The sequence below is a fragment of the Lactobacillus corticis genome (genome assembly GCF_018327645.1).
In the GTDB taxonomy this organism is placed as follows: Bacteria; Bacillota; Bacilli; order Lactobacillales; family Lactobacillaceae; genus Lactobacillus; species Lactobacillus corticis.
Genome location: NZ_BMAY01000011.1, coordinates 13,060 through 30,412, shown reverse-complemented (window position 1 = coordinate 30,412; position 17,353 = coordinate 13,060). Strand labels below are relative to the sequence as shown.

At 40.4% G+C, this 17,353-nt stretch carries 16 protein-coding genes; 12 read left to right on the top strand and 4 right to left on the bottom strand.

Translation table 11 applies throughout. The features are described from left to right. Nucleotides 1–17: 17 nt before the first annotated feature. From KI210_RS06915 to KI210_RS06880, 8 genes are all read left to right on the top strand, one after another. Nucleotides 18–1,262, top strand: a complete 1,245-nt coding sequence (locus tag KI210_RS06915; RefSeq protein WP_212781162.1) for a CaiB/BaiF CoA transferase family protein — start codon at nucleotides 18–20, stop codon at nucleotides 1,260–1,262. A gap of 8 nt (nucleotides 1,263–1,270) precedes the next feature. After that, nucleotides 1,271–2,419 (top strand): acyl-CoA dehydrogenase family protein, encoded by a 1,149-nt coding sequence (locus KI210_RS06910; RefSeq protein WP_212781161.1) that lies wholly within the window; start codon nucleotides 1,271–1,273, stop codon nucleotides 2,417–2,419. Nucleotides 2,420–2,430: 11 nt separating this feature from the next. Then, a complete protein-coding gene (locus KI210_RS06905) occupies nucleotides 2,431–3,162 on the top strand; it encodes an adenine nucleotide alpha hydrolase family protein (RefSeq protein WP_212781160.1) in 732 nt (243 codons plus the stop codon). Nucleotides 3,163–3,177: 15 nt separating this feature from the next. Next, nucleotides 3,178–4,089 carry an electron transfer flavoprotein subunit alpha/FixB family protein gene (locus KI210_RS06900; protein ID WP_212781159.1) on the top strand — a complete coding sequence of 304 codons (912 nt, stop codon included), beginning with the start codon at nucleotides 3,178–3,180 and terminating at the stop codon, nucleotides 4,087–4,089. Between the two features lie 15 nt (nucleotides 4,090–4,104). Continuing rightward, nucleotides 4,105–5,631, top strand: a complete 1,527-nt coding sequence (locus tag KI210_RS06895; protein ID WP_212781158.1) for a class I adenylate-forming enzyme family protein — start codon at nucleotides 4,105–4,107, stop codon at nucleotides 5,629–5,631. Continuing rightward, nucleotides 5,624–6,064: an acyl-CoA thioesterase gene (locus tag KI210_RS06890; RefSeq protein ID WP_212781157.1), complete on the top strand. Its 441-nt coding sequence runs from the start codon at nucleotides 5,624–5,626 to the stop codon at nucleotides 6,062–6,064. The genes KI210_RS06895 and KI210_RS06890 overlap by 8 nt, the downstream gene beginning before the upstream one ends. A gap of 301 nt (nucleotides 6,065–6,365) precedes the next feature. Continuing rightward, entirely contained in the window at nucleotides 6,366–7,556 is a 1,191-nt protein-coding gene (locus KI210_RS06885) for an MFS transporter (protein WP_212781156.1), read from the top strand. 180 nt (nucleotides 7,557–7,736) lie between these two features. Continuing rightward, the gene (locus tag KI210_RS06880) at nucleotides 7,737–9,440 is read left to right on the top strand and encodes an FAD-dependent oxidoreductase (RefSeq protein ID WP_212781155.1); all 1,704 of its coding nucleotides are present in this window, start codon (nucleotides 7,737–7,739) and stop codon (nucleotides 9,438–9,440) included. 58 nt (nucleotides 9,441–9,498) lie between these two features. On the opposite strand, the gene KI210_RS06875 is transcribed toward KI210_RS06880, so the two are convergent. Continuing rightward, nucleotides 9,499–10,419 (bottom strand): LysR family transcriptional regulator, encoded by a 921-nt coding sequence (locus tag KI210_RS06875; protein ID WP_212781154.1) that lies wholly within the window; start codon nucleotides 10,417–10,419, stop codon nucleotides 9,499–9,501. Between the two features lie 151 nt (nucleotides 10,420–10,570). Between KI210_RS06875 and KI210_RS06870 the strand changes: the two genes are divergently transcribed. The 4 genes from KI210_RS06870 to KI210_RS06855 all read left to right on the top strand — a co-directional run bounded on the left by KI210_RS06870 (nucleotide 10,571) and on the right by KI210_RS06855 (nucleotide 14,349). Further along, nucleotides 10,571–11,497: a shikimate dehydrogenase gene (locus KI210_RS06870; protein ID WP_212781153.1), complete on the top strand. Its 927-nt coding sequence runs from the start codon at nucleotides 10,571–10,573 to the stop codon at nucleotides 11,495–11,497. A gap of 27 nt (nucleotides 11,498–11,524) precedes the next feature. Beyond that, entirely contained in the window at nucleotides 11,525–12,706 is a 1,182-nt protein-coding gene (locus tag KI210_RS06865) for an MFS transporter (protein ID WP_212781152.1), read from the top strand. Nucleotides 12,707–12,729: 23 nt separating this feature from the next. Beyond that, nucleotides 12,730–13,488, top strand: a complete 759-nt coding sequence (aroD, locus tag KI210_RS06860) for a type I 3-dehydroquinate dehydratase (protein WP_212781151.1) — start codon at nucleotides 12,730–12,732, stop codon at nucleotides 13,486–13,488. 294 nt (nucleotides 13,489–13,782) lie between these two features. Further along, entirely contained in the window at nucleotides 13,783–14,349 is a 567-nt protein-coding gene (locus tag KI210_RS06855; RefSeq protein ID WP_212781150.1) for a hypothetical protein, read from the top strand. Nucleotides 14,350–14,365: 16 nt separating this feature from the next. On the opposite strand, the gene KI210_RS06850 is transcribed toward KI210_RS06855, so the two are convergent. The 3 genes from KI210_RS06850 to KI210_RS06840 all read right to left on the bottom strand — a co-directional run bounded on the left by KI210_RS06850 (nucleotide 14,366) and on the right by KI210_RS06840 (nucleotide 17,219). Beyond that, the gene (locus tag KI210_RS06850; RefSeq protein ID WP_212781149.1) at nucleotides 14,366–14,647 is read right to left on the bottom strand and encodes a hypothetical protein; all 282 of its coding nucleotides are present in this window, start codon (nucleotides 14,645–14,647) and stop codon (nucleotides 14,366–14,368) included. Nucleotides 14,648–14,988: 341 nt separating this feature from the next. Continuing rightward, a complete protein-coding gene (locus KI210_RS06845; protein ID WP_212781148.1) occupies nucleotides 14,989–15,888 on the bottom strand; it encodes a DUF7916 family protein in 900 nt (299 codons plus the stop codon). A gap of 5 nt (nucleotides 15,889–15,893) precedes the next feature. Next, complete coding sequence (locus tag KI210_RS06840) at nucleotides 15,894–17,219, bottom strand: PTS sugar transporter subunit IIC (protein WP_212781147.1); 1,326 nt, start codon at nucleotides 17,217–17,219, stop codon at nucleotides 15,894–15,896. Between the last annotated feature and the right edge of the window lie 134 nt (nucleotides 17,220–17,353).

The following is a 17,353-nucleotide window of genomic DNA, read 5'->3' as shown; positions in this document are numbered from 1 at the left end:
CTAAAGAGGCAATACAAATGGCTAATGAAATTTTAAAAGGCATTCGAGTAGTTGACTTAACTCAATTCTTGGCAGCTCCTACTGCAGGTAGAATTATGGGTGAATGGGGAGCTGACGTCATTAAGGTTGAAGCTCCAAAAGGCGATGCTGGTAGAACGCAGGGTGCCGTTTTCAACATGAAATATGAAGATGATGAAAACCTTGGTTTCGATGTTTCTAACATGAACAAGCGGTTCATTACGCTGAACATGAAGACTCCTGAAGGGATGAAAGCCTTCAAGGACTTGCTGGCAACTGCAGACGTATTCCTAACTTCAGTAAGAACCAAGAGTTTGGAACACATGGGAATTACTTGGGAAGAATTACATAAAGAATTTCCAAAACTAGTCTTTGCCCAAGACCGTGGTTATGGTGAGTTTGGTCCCAAGAAAGATGCAGCTGGTTATGACGCAACTGCTTACCAAGCTCGTGGCGGTGTTCAAGGTACGACTGTTGATAAGGGAAGCAACCCATATAACCCTGTTAACGGCTATGGTGACTTCCAAGTTTCATTGACTTTGGTTGCTGGTATCTGTGCAGCTTTGCTAAAAGTTAAGCGGACTGGCATTGGTGAAAAGCTGACTGTCAACTTAAACCACGCAGCCATCTTTATGCAAAACATCGCCATGGTTTCAGCTCAATATGGCAACGAATATCCAAAGAGCAGAAAAGAAGTTACTAACCCATTTAACGACACTTACAAGACTAGTGATGATCGTTGGTTCGTATTATGTGTTCCGGAATACGACCGTGACTTTGACAAAGTTATGCATGACGTTGGTCGTGACGACGTTGTTGGCGATGAACGCTACAACAAGATGGATACTTTGAACAAGAATGGCACAAGCAGTGAAGTTATTGCTATTTTGGAAGATGCCTTCAAGAAGCAACCATTAAAGCACTGGGTTGATCTATTTAACAAAGAAGACTTGCCACTAGAAGCTTGCCAAGTTCCTGAAGAAATTTACAAAGACCCAGAGGCTTTGGATAACGATGAAATTCGCTTGATGACTTTCCCATCAGGCGCGAAGAGATTTATTCCTACTAACCCTGTAAGATTTGCTTCTCAAGGTAAGCCAACTTTGACTCCTTCAAGAGCTCAAGGTTCTGACACGCGCGAAATCTTGGAAAAGGACCTTGGATATAGCAAGGAAAAGGTTGAAGAAATGATTAAGAGTGGAGCTGCTGGTGACTTGCGTCACATCGGTGATCCAATTAAGTAGGTTTTATTATGGCATTACAATATACAGAACAACAAAGAGAGTATATTCACCTAGCTCAAGAATTTGGTGATAAATACCTCAAACCAGAATTAATCAGCAAATGGGATAAAGCAGGCGAATGTCCAAAAGAAGCTTTTAATCCAGCTTTTGATTTAGGCTTGCACATGTTAGAAATTCCTAAGGAATATGGTGGTGCAGGACTGTCATTTGAAGACTCGGCTTTGGTTTTTGAAAAATTAGCAGAATACGATGCTGGGTATGCGTTGACCTTGATCACTTCTTTTGTTGCACTGCGTTGTGTCATGATTTCAGGTACGCCTGACCAAGCTAGAAGATTTGCAGATATCTTAAAGCCAGGAAAATTTGCTGCCTTCACTTTATCTGAAGCAGATTCTGGGTCAGATTCCGGATCTCTGCGGGATACAGCTGTTCGCAAAGGTAATGAATACATTCTTAATGGTGAAAAAGCTTTTGCAACTAATGGTGGTGTTGCTGACGTATATATTGGCGTCTTCAGAACTTCTAACAATGGTAATCATGGGTTATCAGCCTTTATGATTCCTCGGGATACACCAGGAATTTATGTTGGAAAACATGAAGATAAGATGGGATTGAGATTATCAAATACGGTTCCACTATTCTTCAAAGACGTCCATGTACCAGTTGAAAATTTGATTGGCAAAGAAGGTAAAGGGATAAATATTGCCCTTAATAGCCTGAACTTGTCACGTGCTTTTGTATCAACTTTAACTGTTGGGATTATGCAAAGAGCGCTTGATGAAGCTGGCAATTATGCAGTTAAGCGGGAACAATTCGGCCAACCAATTGCCAACTTTGAATCTGTTCAGAATATGCTGGCTGACATGGCTACTTCAGTTGAAACTGCCCGTCTCTTGGTTAACAACACCATGAAGATGATGGATAAGGGCAGCCTAGTTAGAAAAGAAGGTGCCATGACCAAGTTGTTTGTAACTGATGTTGCTCAAAAGGTCACGTCTGATGCAGTGCAAATCTTTGGTGGTTATGGTTACACTCGGATTTACCCAGTTGAAAAATTAATGCGTGATGTCAAAGGCTTCCAGATTTTGGAAGGTACTAATGAAATTCAGCGGATGACGATTGCACGTGAAGTTGCTAAGGAATATGCAAAGGAATAGAAGGTGAAGTCATGAAGATTGCAACTATTGTCAAAAGTGAATTAACTGATCCTAAAACATACACGACTCACCGGACCAAAGTTTTTTACCATCCTGAAAAGCTGTTTCTTAGTGACAGTGATAAAGCAGCTGTTGAGTTAGCAGTAAAAATTGCTGGTAATAATGGTCAGGTAGACTTATTTACTTTAGAGCAAGGTGAAGTTGGCGTAAGAGTGCTGCATGAAGCCTTAGCAATGGGAGCCGCTTCTGCGACCGAATTTGTTGGTTCAGATCCTAATGACCCAGCAAATGCATACTTAGCAGCAGAAAAGGTTAGTGAATATCTCAAAGACCAAGGTTATGACCTAATTTTAGTTGGGGATGTTGTTGGATCTGCTCCAATTGCAGCCTATCTAGCTGAGAATTTGGGCTTTAACTTATATGAAAATGTCACTCGTTTAAGTCCTAACTGGGAATATGAAACTGAACTTGATCGGGGTCAGCTTAAGGGCAAAGTTCAAACTCCAGCTGTTTTAACGGTTGAAGCCAACGCAATTGAACCAGAATTGCCAAGCTTCCCAGCCTTAGAAGCAGCTCAAAAACAAACGATTAAGTCAGTTGCTTTAAACTTGGATACTGAAGAAGCAAGTGAAGTTGTAGTCAACCAAACGCAGCATCCACATGTTATTTGGAATCTGGATGAAGAACCAGATGCGGTTGAAAAGTTGGTCGCAGCTTTAAGACAAGATGGAATTATGAAGTAAGGACGGAGTTTTAAGATGGCATATTTTATTCAATTTGAGGATAAGAGCCTGGGCGAAAATACCAGCTTGGCAACTTTAGCCGGCGTCAAGGCAAATTTCAGCAGCTTAACGAACATCGTTCTTACTAATCACGCCAGCGATTTGCATGATAAGTATGCTAACTCTGGGGTAAAGACTGTTTTATACCAAGATGAAAACTTTACAGTACGTGATTTAGCTCAAACTGCTGAATTCTTATTTAACCTCCTCAAGAACAGTAATGACACGTACATTTTTGAAGATAGTAAATTAGGAAATTTAGTTGCTGCAAGATTGGCAGCTAAGTTGGCTGTTCCTTTTATTCCAAGTATCAGCAATATTAAAGTTGGTCCTAACTCAGTCAGCCTTAGTCGTGAAATTGATTCAACTAAGGTAGTTCGACTATCCCATTTAAAAGGTAAGGGTGTAATTTCGGTAGCAATTAATGGCGTGGTTGAAAAAGCTAAAGCTGAAGTAAGTGAAAAGCCAATGACAATTTCAGCTGAAGAACCTGCAACTTATGTAGAAAAACGAGATGCCGGCAATGATCTACTGTTTGCCAAAACAGTTGTTGCTGGTGGTAAAGGATTACAAGATGCTGAAGGCTTCAAACCATTAGAGCAATTGGCTGATAAGCTGGATGCAAGTGTTGGTGCCACTAAAGCGGTAACTGATGTAGGTTGGTTGCCAGTCAGTCGCATGATTGGGATCTCAGGAGTAAGCGTCAAGCCGGACATCTTCTACTCATTTGGGATTGCTGGGGCAGTACAGCATACAACTGGAATGGACCAGTCAAAGCATATTATTGCGGTTAATACGGATCCAACCGCACCTATTTTTAAACTAGCTGATTATGGAATTGTTGGCGATGCCAACCAAGTTATCGATCAACTAATTAACTTGGTCTAGAAAGAGAGAAGAAAAATGGCAGGGATTGAGACGGCAAAATCAATAAAAGATGCTTGGGACCTTCGGGTTCAGCTTTCGCCAGAAAAAACTTTTGTCATCTATAACGATAAAAGTTTCAGTTATGAAGAAGTTGATAATTTAGCTGCTCAATGTGCATATTTGCTGCAAAGTACCGGTTTACGCCGGGGTGACATTGTAGCCTTGCAATTTGAAAGTGACATTGATGATGTAGTTTATATATTGGCTTGTATCAAACTAGGCGCGATTATTAACCCGATCAATCCTCATTTTGATAGTACCGAAATTCAGAACCTAATCAGTGACTTCAAGCCATTTTTGATCGTGGCCCAAAAAGCCCCCCGTGGCCGTGATACAATCTATAACGATGAACTTGCTGAGTACGATAGTAAAAAAGTCGGGGAACTAAAATATTATTATCGTTCAGACCATGCTTCAACCATTGATTTTCCTGCTGATCCGGCTGATCAGCCTGCTGTTATCTTAAATACTTCCGGAACTACAGGCGCTCCTAAAGGGGTCGTTTTAACTAACGAAAATGTATTATCAGCAGAATTAGCTTATAATCAAGCTTTTAAAATTACTGATAACGATATGATCGCAATGCCTTCTGGTTTTTATCATGCGATTGGTTTCCATCACGGGATTGTTTCAACTATCCTGGCTGGGAGTACCATGGTAATCATGCGACACTATCGTGCCAGCTATTTAGCAGAAATTATCAAGAAGTATCCAGTAACATATATTGATAGTGTACCGACAGTTATTTACGATGTGCTTTTTAACATTGATGATTTAGGACATTTGCGTCAACTAATCGTTGGTGGTGATAAGTTGAAACAAAGTCTGCTTGATCAAGCTCGAAAGCGTCGCTTACCAGTTTATAATTGCTATGGTTTAACCGAGGCAGTTCCTTTTGCTTATACTCCTGCTGATGCTTTTGCCAAATCTGACTATACCGAAACAGGAGTTATACCAGTTAAAGGAGTAGCCATTCGTTTAATCGATATCAAGGGTAAGGAAATTACCCAACCCGGCCAAAAAGGTACAATTGAAGTTAAAGGTAAAATAATTTTCAAAGAATACTTGCATCGTCCTGAAAAAACTCGCGCAAGTTTTGATGGCGAATGGCTAAATACCGGTGATTATGGACATTATTCGGCAGATCATTTGCTTGAAATTGATGGCCGTAACAGTGATAAAATCATTCGTGGCGGAGAGAACATTTCAGCCAAGGTGGTTGAAGAAAAAGTGAAAGAGTGTCAGAATATCGCTGATGCAGCTGTTATGGGCTATCCTGATGATCGCCTTGGTCAAAGAATTGGTGCATTTATTGTCCTTAAGGATAAAGGACAGAAGATGAATAAAGATTTATTGTTGGCCAACTTATCTGAGAATGATGTTGATAAGAAATTATGGCCGGAGATCATTTGGATTATGGATGCTTTACCTAAAACAGCTAACGGAAAGACTAAAAAGTATCTATTAAAAGAGAAGATGTTAGAAAGTATAGGCAATGAGTAATAATTCATTTTATCGAGAAGAGTGTGGGCGTTTTATTGTTGCTCCAGGGATGTTGAATCATATGAACATCCTTCATGGGGGCGTTTTGGTGACACACCTAGATTCCGCAATTGGAATTTTGGTCTCTGAATATAATCATTCGCTTGCAGTTACTGGAAGAATTAACTACTTTAGCTTTACTAAAAGAGCGGTAGTTGGAGATCATATTAGTTTTGAGTTAACCTTGCTTCAGACATCAAAACACACGATGATGGTATATGCTGATGTGCTTCGCAAAACATTAGACGGTGAAAAAACGGTAATTGGTAGTGGTATCTTTACTTTCGTGGCTGTTGATAGTAACTTTACGCCAGTACCTGTGAAGCCATTAACAATTACTGATCCGGAGCAAAAAGCGTTTATTCAAACTAAGCTAGCCAAGTATAAAAAATAAAAATTAAGCCGTAATCATTATGATTACGGCTTTTTCTCTTGATATAAAAAAACTTAATAGAAGAATGCAACGTGCCTATAAAACCGTGATAATTAAGCATGGCTTTCACAGTTATTAAGCAATAACGGCTATTTTAATTAACAAATGTAAATAAGAAGTATCTATAGAACAAGCTTTTAGCTTAATATAAAGCTTACAAATATCAGCATAGCAATTAGCAATTATACGATAAAGCGCTTACGCGTTATATTGTTAATAGTTGATCAAGTTCAAAAGAGAAAAACCAATTAGAGGTGTAATGATGAATAAGAAGAACTATGCTGGTGCAGCGGCAACCGTGTATTTAAATTATGCTGTTGTCGGTGCCGCAACAATTTTTATTAGTCAGTATCGTGAATTCTTCATGAAAGCCTGGGGCGCAACTAGCACTACTTTATCACTAGTTATGGCCATGGTAGGACTTGGGAGAATTATTACGATTCTGTTTGCTGGTGCGATTTCCGATAAAATCGGTAGACGTAAGACATTATTAATTGCTTTAATCTGTGACATTATCTTCCTGCTTGGAGCAGCCTATGCAAGAAATATTTGGCTTGCTGGTTTGGCAACACTATTCTTTGGTGCTACCAACTCATTTGGTGACACGGCAGGATACCCAGCTTTGGCTGATGCCTTTCCAAATAATACTGCTACTATGAACTCGCTTGTAAAGGCAGCGATGCAAATTGCGCAAACTATCTTTCCCTTCTTAGTTGCAGCAATCACTGACCCTAAAGTTACCGCACTAATTTTAGTAATTATCTTAGTAATTGATGTGCTATTAACGTTGAAGGTTCCGTATGCACCTCAGCAAACTGATGAGAAGAGTAGTAATGATTCGGTTAAGGCTTCTGAGCCAACTGGTGAACAACCAAAATTGGCAGTTGATGGGGTAATGATTATTACTTTAGGTTTTACCCTTTGCTTTACCTTCTACATCTTTTCGTTATACTCACCGTATTACGGACAATATGTATTGAAGTCGACGGGTGATGTAGCTAACAGATTAGTTTCATGGTATTCATTGGCCTCATTGGTTTCAGTATTTGTAACCTCAGCTTTAGTTACCAAGATTAAGCGTTTGGTTTTGATTTTGATCTACTCAACAATGTCAGCGATTGGCTTGTTACTGATGATTTTAGCTCCATCAGCAACCACTGGTGTCTTGGGTGCTGTTTTGATTGGATTCTTTGCTGCTGGTGGTGTTTGGCAAGTAGGTCTGTCTGTGTTGACATCGTACTTCCCACAAGGCCATGGTAAGATTACTTCCTACTACAGCTTTGCTCCAGCCCTGGTATACTTTGTAGCACCATTGATCGCCGCCTTTGTCTTAAAGGCTGATGCTTTCAATACTCTACTGGTATTCTGGATTACAGCTATTATTACGATTGTTTCTGTTGTGTTAACTTTGATCTTGTTAACTAGATCTAAGAAATTCAATATTAAGGGTTAACGCACAAGTTTGTCTTTGCACAAACTATAGGGGATTTAAGTTAAAAACTGAATCCTCTTTTATTTTGCAATATTTATAAAAGAATTTTATTAATTTTAAAAAACTTGTTTGTGTTTTAGAAGCCTAAATCATCATATAATGAAAGCGATTTAATACGCGAGGGAAAGGACTTAATCACTCATGACTGAAAAAATTGTAAAGGCCACAGCCCAAGGGCGGAATGGCGAAATTGACTTTGATATCAAGCTAGCTGATAACAAGATTGCTGATGTTGAAGTAACTAAGAGTTCTGAAACACCAGCTATCTTTAATCAAGCATTCGGTAAACTGAAAGAGAATATTATTGATCGACAATCATTTGATGTTGATGTGATTTCTGGTGCTTCAATCATGACCCAAGGAATCTTGGATTCTGGCAAGGCTGCTTTGAATGACGCTGGCGTAACCGTAAAAGCCAAGAATGTTAAGAAAGCTCACCAAGAAGTTACAATTGATACTGATGTTGCCGTAATTGGATCCGGAGCTGCTGGGCTGATCGCTGCTTTGAGAGCTTTATCAATGGGCAAGAAGGTAGTCGTTCTTGAAAAAAATGGCTACTTGGGTGGAGCTACAATCTTAAATGGCTCAAACGTTGTTGGTACTGGCTCAAAGGTTTCAGCACGTCTTTTGGAAGACGCTGCTAAGGACTCACCAGCAAGATTAGTTCGTGATATTACTCGCGAATGTCGCGGTACCAATTATCCGATGCTGTCAGAATTGTTAGCTAACAATATCGGTAAGGCGGTTGATTTTGTGGCTTCCTATGCTGATGTAACTTACCAAAAGGCTGAAACCCAAACGATAGAGCACTCAGTTGATCGACAAATCGAAGTTCCTTCTGAGAGCTCCTATGAACTGATTACCAAGTTAGCCAAGGCCTTTGAGGCTAAAGGTGGCCAAATCCTCTTGGACGCCCGAGTAGAAGACTTGGAAACAGACTCTGAAGGCAAGCTGCATGCTTTAACAGCTGAAGGACGGACACAAACAACCCACGTAAACTTCAAGTCATTGGTCTTAGCTGCTGGTGGTTGGGGTGCACGCGACTACAAGCAAAAGAAGACGGATATTCCATATTATGGCCCGATGACATCAACTGGCGACTACTTTAACTTTACCAAGAAACTTAATTTGGCTAGTCGCAACTTAGATTGGTACAAGATCTATCCGCACGGTTTGGAAGTTGAACCCGGCATTGCTAAGCTGACTACTTACTCAACCAAGGAAGCCACTGACATGGGAGCTATTTTTGTTAACCACGATGGAAAACGAATTGTAAATGAATCAGCTCCATACACCCATTTCCGGGATGCAATTGGTGAACAAAAAGGCAAGGTCGCTTACATCGTGATGGATCAACGCACCTGGGACCGCTTCTACGAACTGCTCCTCAAGTATGGTTTCACTGCTGATGAAGTTACTGGCTTCTTTGCTAAAGATGGCAAGGAAAGCCCTGTATTGGTTAAGGGTGATTTGAAGACTGTAGCTGAGAAAGCTGCAATCGACTATGACAACTTGAAAGATACACTCGATAAGTACGCTAGTTATGTCGCAAACGGCAAGGATGAAGAATTTGGCCGTGATCCTAAGTTTATGCATGCATACGAAGGTGACACATACTATGTCATCGAACAGAAGCAGCGTTTCTGCACAACCTTGGGCGGTTACGAAACCAATAGCCATATGCAGCTACTGGATGCTGAATTTAACTTAGTACCTAACTTCTATGCTGCTGGTGAAATTATTGGCGGTGCTAATGGTCATGACTCAATGCCAAGCATGATGAACTCATGGAGTTATGCCTCTGGCTTTGTAGCTGGTACTGAAGCAGCTGATAATGCTAACTAATTAATAAAATGATCTAACTAGAAAAACTCTGCTACTTTTTGCTAAGTAGCAGAGTTTTCTATATCTTCCTACCAACAGAGGTGTAGTGTTTTCGGCAAAATTGTTCCGCGTATTCTTGAAATTTGGTTGCAGCAGGAGCCAAAAAGTGATCGTATTTGGTAATTAGATAAATTGGATGGGTCACAATATCATCTTTAATTTTTAAAAGACAAACTTTTTCAGTATTAAGCAGCGATAAATGTGGCACAATTGCAACGCCATAGCCCCAACGCACGAAACCTAAAATGGTATTATCTTCTACTACTTCTATGCCAATTTTAGGTGCAATATTGGCTTCAGTCATAATTTGGTCAATTTGCTGTCTTAACCCGGTACCTGGTGAATACAGGACCATGCGATACTGGGTTAATTCTTTTAAAGAAACCTCACCTTTGTGAGCCAGTGGATGGTCAAAGGGAACAGCAGCCAATAATTCTTGATCTACTAAACGAAAGATATTGATTTTGGAATTGTATTCTTTATGAAGAGGCATGCTTGAAAAAACTAAATCTAGATCTTCATTGATCAACTGGTGGACCAAGGCATCGGTAATGTCCTGTTTATAGGAAAAGGATATTTGTTGGTTTTCGCTTTTTTGCTTAAAATTGTGGACCATATGTGGAACTAATTCTTGCCCCAAAGTATAAGTAAAGCCGAGATTAATATGCCCCTTTGTGGTATCCAACATCGCTTCAATGTAGTCATTACCCCGTTGCAATTCTGTCAAGGAGTTTTGCACGTATGCAAAATAGATCTTGCCATATTTAGTAATCTTGATGTTGCGACCGTCTTTTTCAAATAATGGTACACCCAGTTCTTTTTCTAAGCTGGAAATCGCATATGACAAAGATGGTTGGGAAATTCCTAATTGTTCAGCAGCCTTTGCCATATGTTGGGTTTCGGCTAGTTTAATAAAAAATTGCAGGTGACGTAAATTCATTCTCGCAATCCCTCCGTAGAAGCTTGTTATCAAAAAACAATAGAATAATTTTATTAATATCTTTACTTTACATTATGTATGTTAGCTCATGCAAGCGGTAACATTATAGTGAATTGATAAATATTTAACAAAGTATAAGGAGACAATTCTTATGGCAAATGAAATTACAGGTGTAAATGGTCCTATTACTGGCTGGCTTGATGGTCACACTTACTTGATTGGTTTGATGGCATACCCAATTCGTCACTCAATGTCACCAACGATGCACAATAACGCTTTTGCAAAGCTGGGTTTGAACTATACTTACTTATGCTTTGAAGTTGGCAATGACAAGTTGGAAAAGGCTGTTGATGCTATTCGGACTTTAGACATGCGTGGCAGCAACGTTTCAATGCCAAACAAGAAAGAAGTTATCAAATACTTGGACAAGTTGTCAAAGGCTTCAGAAATGTGTGATGCTGTTAACACAATCGTTAATGACCACGGCGTATTAACTGGCTACACAACTGATGGTATTGGTTTTGTTCGTGCCCTTAAGAAGGAAGGCCAAACTGTTAAAGGCAAGATTATGACTTTGGCTGGTGCTGGTGGTGCCGCAACTCCAATTGCTGTTCAATCAGCTCTTGATGGCTGCAAGGAAATTCGCATCTTCAACTTGCACGATGACAAGTGGGCACAAGCCGAAAAGAACGTTAAGACGATTGAAGAAAATACTGACTGTAAGGTAACTTTGACCGACTTAAAGGACCAAGATGCCTTCAAGAAGTCAATTGCTGAATCAGACATTTACTGTGATGCAACTGGTGTTGGGATGAAGCCGTTGGAAGATATGTCCTTGGTTGAAGATCCATCATGGTTCCACAAAGACATGGTTGTCTTCGACACAGTTTATGCCCCTCGGACTACTAAGTTGATGAAAGTAGCTCAAAAGGCTGGAGTCGAACATGTCTTTAATGGGATCGGCATGATGATTGAACAAGGAGCTGCTTCATTTAAGCTATGGACTGGTGAAGAGATGCCAACCGACTACATTAAGCAAATTATTGATGATGAAGATGCAGCTAAAGGTACCAAGTAATTTGTCACTTTGTAAATGGTGATGAGGATGAAAAAAGAATATACTCCTACGGCTTTTGGGCTATACCTCAATTTCTTTGTTCATGGGATGAGTGTGGTTATCTTATCTCAGAACGCTGCTAATTTAGCCGTTCAATGGCATACAACAGTTGCTGGTGCATTGGCAGTAGTTTCTTCCCTGGGACTAGGACGGTTGTTTACGATCCTGATCTCAGGGATTTTATCAGACAAAATTGGACGTAAACCTTTTGTCATTATTGGTATTCTGGCTTATTTGAGTTTCTTCATTGGCCTATTGATGTCACCAAATGTGACGATTGCTTATATTGCAGGGATTTTAGCTGGAGCAGGCAATTCATTTTTAGATGCTGCGACTTATCCAGCACTAATGGAAATCTATCCAGAAGCAAAAGGTTCATCTAATGTGATCATCAAGGCATTCATTTCAGCAGGTACTTTTTTGTTGCCACTGATTGCCAGCTTTTTAACTAATAATCACTTATGGTTTGGCTGGAGCTTCATTTTACCTATTACTATTTTGACGGGGACACTAATTTTCTTTTCGACAATGAGTCGTTTTCCAGCTCGAAATCAGGTTAAAACTGAGGAAGTAACGGTCGGAGATACCGGCAACAAATTGCTAGATGGTGGATTGTTCTTACTATATGGGTTTATTTCTCAAGGAACATTCTATTTAATTAGTCAAATGCTGACACAGTATGGCTTAGAAGTTGGGCATTTATCAGAAACTACTGCTCACGCTTTGGTTTCATGGTACTCGGTAGGCTCGATTACCTGTGTATTTGTAACTGCCTTATTAGGTCGCAAATTCCGGGAAATTCAATTTGTTCCGGTTTATACTTTCGGTGCTCTGGTATCGATTGCTTTAATGTGGCTATTTCCTACAAATGCGCAGTTAATGACGATTTTAGCGGTATGTGTCGGTTATTTTGCTGCTGGAGGTGTAATGCAGCTCGCTTTAACTGTAATGGCAGAATTTTTCCCACAAGGGAAAGGAACAGTAACGGGTATTTTTTATACATCTGGGTCACTGGCAAGTTTCGTTTTGCCGCTAGCTATTAAATGGATTGGTGATATGCACCAAGTGATGCTGCTAGATTTGGTGATTGCATTGGCCGGTTTTATAGTTACTAGTTTAATTGCAATTCGATATAAAAAATTATTTGGAAGTTTGAAAAAGACTGAATAAAAATAGATACAGAGAGGTTCTCTATGACTACTGTAAAATTAAGAAATATTACTTTAGGTGAAGGCCTTCCCAAAATTGCAGTTCCAGATGTTGGTGAATCTGAAACAGAAATTTTGGCATCAGCTAAAGCTATCGCTGCTGCCAAACCAGACTTAATGGAATGGCGGATTGACTACTACCAAGCTGGAATAGCTGACTTCGAGACGCTGGCGGAAACGGCTAAGAAGGTACGTGAAACGGTCGGCGAACTGCCAATCTTAGTTACTTTCAGAACCAAGGCAGAAGGCGGAGTATTGGAATTAGCTGAAGACAGATATCTTGACTTGGTACAATTCGTAATTGAGAAACGTCTTGGTGATGCTGTTGATATTGAACTTTTCCACGATGAAAGTCGCGTATCAGCATTAGTCAAAGCTGCCCATAATTACAACGTAGTCGTAGTCATGAGCAACCACGACTTTGACAAGGTACCGGCTAAGGATGTCATCGAATTCCGCTTAAAGAAAATGGCTGACTTGGGTGCTGATGTGCCCAAGCTCGCCTGCATGCCACACACAGCTGGGGATGTTTTAACGCTTTTGACGGCAACCAATGAAGCCAGCCAAGCATTGAACACGCCAATTATCACTATGGCCATGGGTGATTTGGGCAAGGTGACCCGGATCAGCGGACAAGTCTTTGGTTCATGCCTGTCATTTGGGGCTGTTGGTAAGACTTCAGCGCCAGGACAATTGTCGATTGACGATTTGAAGCAGGCTGAAGGGTACCTGGAAGTACACTAAATTCTGAAAAATAATTCAATAAATACAATAAATTCAATTATGCAGCAAAAACAGCGCCGTATCACAGATGATATGACGCTGTTTTGCTTGGGATGAGCAATTTGCTCGAGTAAGATGATAGAATAAATTGGAAGATTTTAGTCAGTGCAAATCAAAAAGTAGGAGCTGCATCATGGGATTCATAAGATCTTTGCATAAAATATTTTCTACCGATAAAGACAAAAAAATGGTGCAATTAAGGGTTTTGAGGCAGATGGAACACCAATTATCACTGATGAATTTTATAAACTGTGCATGACAGCACCAAAATTCAGTGACTTTATTGATCGAGATGTTGCTTGCCCGCCTTTTACTGATACTTACGATACGGATACGCCTTATACTTTGCGCAAGCTGTTCTTATTAGTGTGGTACAGCCGAAAACATGGTAGTAAACCCAAAATAGGTGCATATCCGCAATTTCCCCAATACATGTTTGATGATTATGGAATTAATGGTGAAAAGTTGACCGATGAGTTTTTAAAGGCAGAGTACCTGTATGACACGGGGGACCGGATTCGGTTAACTAAGAAAGGCTGGAAATTAGCTAAAGACTTTTCTGACTTATGGGAGATCCATCGGGCTCGGGAACGATATATTTTATGCTTTGACGAAGATTTTCCTCTTTGGAATAAGGGTAGACGATTAGGAAAATTCATCTCGGCTGAAACTGAATTTTACCAGGCACGGATTAAATGGCTGAAAAAGTATGCCCACTTGGTTAAGGATGATTATGATGAATATAATAGCGTTTTGACCTCAATTGAGGCATATGAGACTTCAATTAAGCAGAATCAGATTAAGCTTGAGGCATTGAGCTAAATTAGAAGATATTGTTTTATTTAAGATCTTTTTCTCGAACTTGTTTCTTTGAATTTTTCTTCTTTCTGATCATCAGATAAATTGCCCTGCCAACAGCAAACAAATCAATTGCGGTAACTGAAATTATACATAATCCAAGATTCCATTCCTGATAAAATTGCCAAAATTTTTGAACTGAAACTTCAGGATACAGGGTCATAATGGTCCAGATCGACCATATACTAAGCAAAATAATGACTACAATATCGGCAAGCAGCAGGGTCCCAATCCAAGTGAGCGCTTTTTTGAACTTCTTCATGATCATCTGACCTCTAGCCACATTTAGCAACATCAATATTGGTGCGTGAAGCGATTGGAAAACTTAACAAAAGGTTAAAAAGCATCACTACACAATTTGCTTTCCTACTTCTTGGTGTACTGCTAAACATATATTTTTCTCCTTCAAAATAATTATAAAGCCTTGATTATAGTAATATTAAAAGATTAATGTGCTGCCTGTCAATGAAATATTAGATCTGTTTTGCTCAGTGTTAAAGCCAAAATAAAATATCTTCATACCAAGCTATCAATCAGCAATGGCATGAAGATATTTTTTGTATTTGAGAGCACTTCCATCCGGTTTTGTCATTCTCAGCGGGCTTACCGGTTAATCGACCGGGCCATGCGCGAGATCGTATGATTCAAGCCACGGATGGTTTTGCTTAATTCAAAAATTGTCTCTAACGGCGAGATCGTGCCCCAGCCGGCATCACCAATATGCTGGATGTCAACGCCGCAAATTTTCGTCGCTAGTGCAATCTCCCGCACGGTGTCCTTGCCGCTGGCTTCCTGACTGGTGCCGATCGTGCTCATTACCAGCTTGCCACGTTCGTGTACGAAACTAGTTAAGCTGGTCAATTTTTCTTGACTAAATCCCGGGACCGTCCCAACGGCCGGCAGGAGAATTACATCTGCTCCGGCAGCAATGAATTCGTTGATAGAATCCTTATCAGCAATTGGCTCATCAACTCCAGCACTGTGCATTTTTCCGGCAATAATCATACCGGTAAAATGCTTTTTAGCTGTTTTAATAGCTTGGGTGATCATTTTGTTGGTAACGCCCGTTCCCGGGTTCCCGGTAAAACAAACAAAGTTAAAACCGAGTTTTTCTGCAGCTTGCATTGTTTCAGCAGTAGCTGTTCGGCCAACTGGAATTTCAATTTTAGATGACTCCATTGCGGCTTCTTGGTCAACTGGTTCCAAGTTTACGCCAATTGGTCGGCCAGTTAACTTCTTCAACTGGTTAATCGTTTGGCTTGGATCAGCCGTTTCTAAACCGAAAATTTGGGGATGCAAGACATCTAATGCGTTCAGTAAAATTAGATCTGCTCCCATCGCGGCAGCTATTTCGGATGTAGTGATTCCGTCAGGGGCGGGAGTAAATACTACGTTTTCGCTTAAAACGGTGCGTCCTTCACTAGCCTTGATACTTTGAACTAGGTCTGCTCCGTTCATTTTAATTAGTTCACTTGAATTTGCACTGATAAGTCGTGTAACCATAAAAACTATGCCTCCATTTGCGTTTTTGCTAATTCTTGTCGGTTAATGGCAGCAACGAACGGGAAGTAAATTGCAGTATCAATAATAATATTGATGACTTGCAAGGCGCTTCCCAGCCAACTATTAGTTGCTAAAAAGCCGGAAATAATCGGTGGCATGGTCCAAGGAATTACTGTCCCTGTACACAGTGGTACAAGTCCAGTGGCCATGGCGATGTAAGTGGTCACTGCGTTGACCATTGGAACCAAAATAAATGGAATAAGAATTGTAAAGTTCAGTACCACTGGTAAACCAAAGATAACAGGTTCATTGATGTTGAATAAGCCTGGGATAATCGTCAAAGGAGCCAAAACCTTATATTGCGGGTTGGCTTTTTTTATCATTACCAGGATACCAATTGAGATTACTAAGCCAAGAGTGGCACCACCACCACCCATGTAAACAAAGTTGTTAATAAAAGTGTAGTCAATGATATGACCACCGTGAGCTAAGTCTAAGTGGTGAGCTTGGTATAAGACCCGGTTGGCATCGGTCTGCATTAACCACATTGGGTTAAGGGCAGTATTGACAATGCTGGCACCATGAATCCCCACAAACCAAAAAGCACAAAGCAAAAAGATGGAAATTAAAGTTCCCCAAAGGGTATCGCTCAGCATGCTTAACGGCTTGTACAACAGGTTAATGAATACTTCATGAATGTTGCCCCAGCCGGCCCATGAGAATAGTGCATAAACTGCGCCGGCAAATAAGATAATAGCAGCACCGGGCAACAGTGCGGAGAAGCTTTTGGCAACTGCTGGAGGAACACTGTCAGGCATTTTGATTTCGATGTGGTGTGCGATAAACCAATGGTAAATCGAAGCGGAAATTAAGCCGATGATGATAGCTACAAACAATCCGTTGGATCCCAAGTATTTATATGGCATGCCTTCAAGAACGGTTTTGCCTGAACTGGTAATGCTTGGAGTGACAATGAAGAAAGCAGCGGCAGATAGGATACCTGCACTCGTGCCATCAACCTTCTTTTGTGAGGCATAGCTTTGGGCAACCCCAAAGGCTGCCACTAGCCCCATAATGCCAAATGACCCATTGCTGATTTTAGCAAATACAGCTGAAATGCTGACGTTATTAATTACTGTTTTGCTGATGAAGTTAGTCCATGCAGTAATTGGAAAACTAGCTAAGATAGTAAAGAACGAACCGATAATAATTAACGGCAAAGCCAAAGTTAGTCCATCACGAATAGCAATTAAAGGACGAAATTGGCTAATTTTGCCGGCCACAGGAACAATATGCTTGTTAACCCATGAACTGGAATTAGATTCAGCCATGATGCTCTCCTCCTCTCATAACACAACTATAGGGGTTTTCCTATAATTATTATATCATGATAGCGCTATCATGAGACTGCGACTGAAAGTAAGCTGCTAGTATAATAAGCTCAAACTAATTCCGCATGTAAACC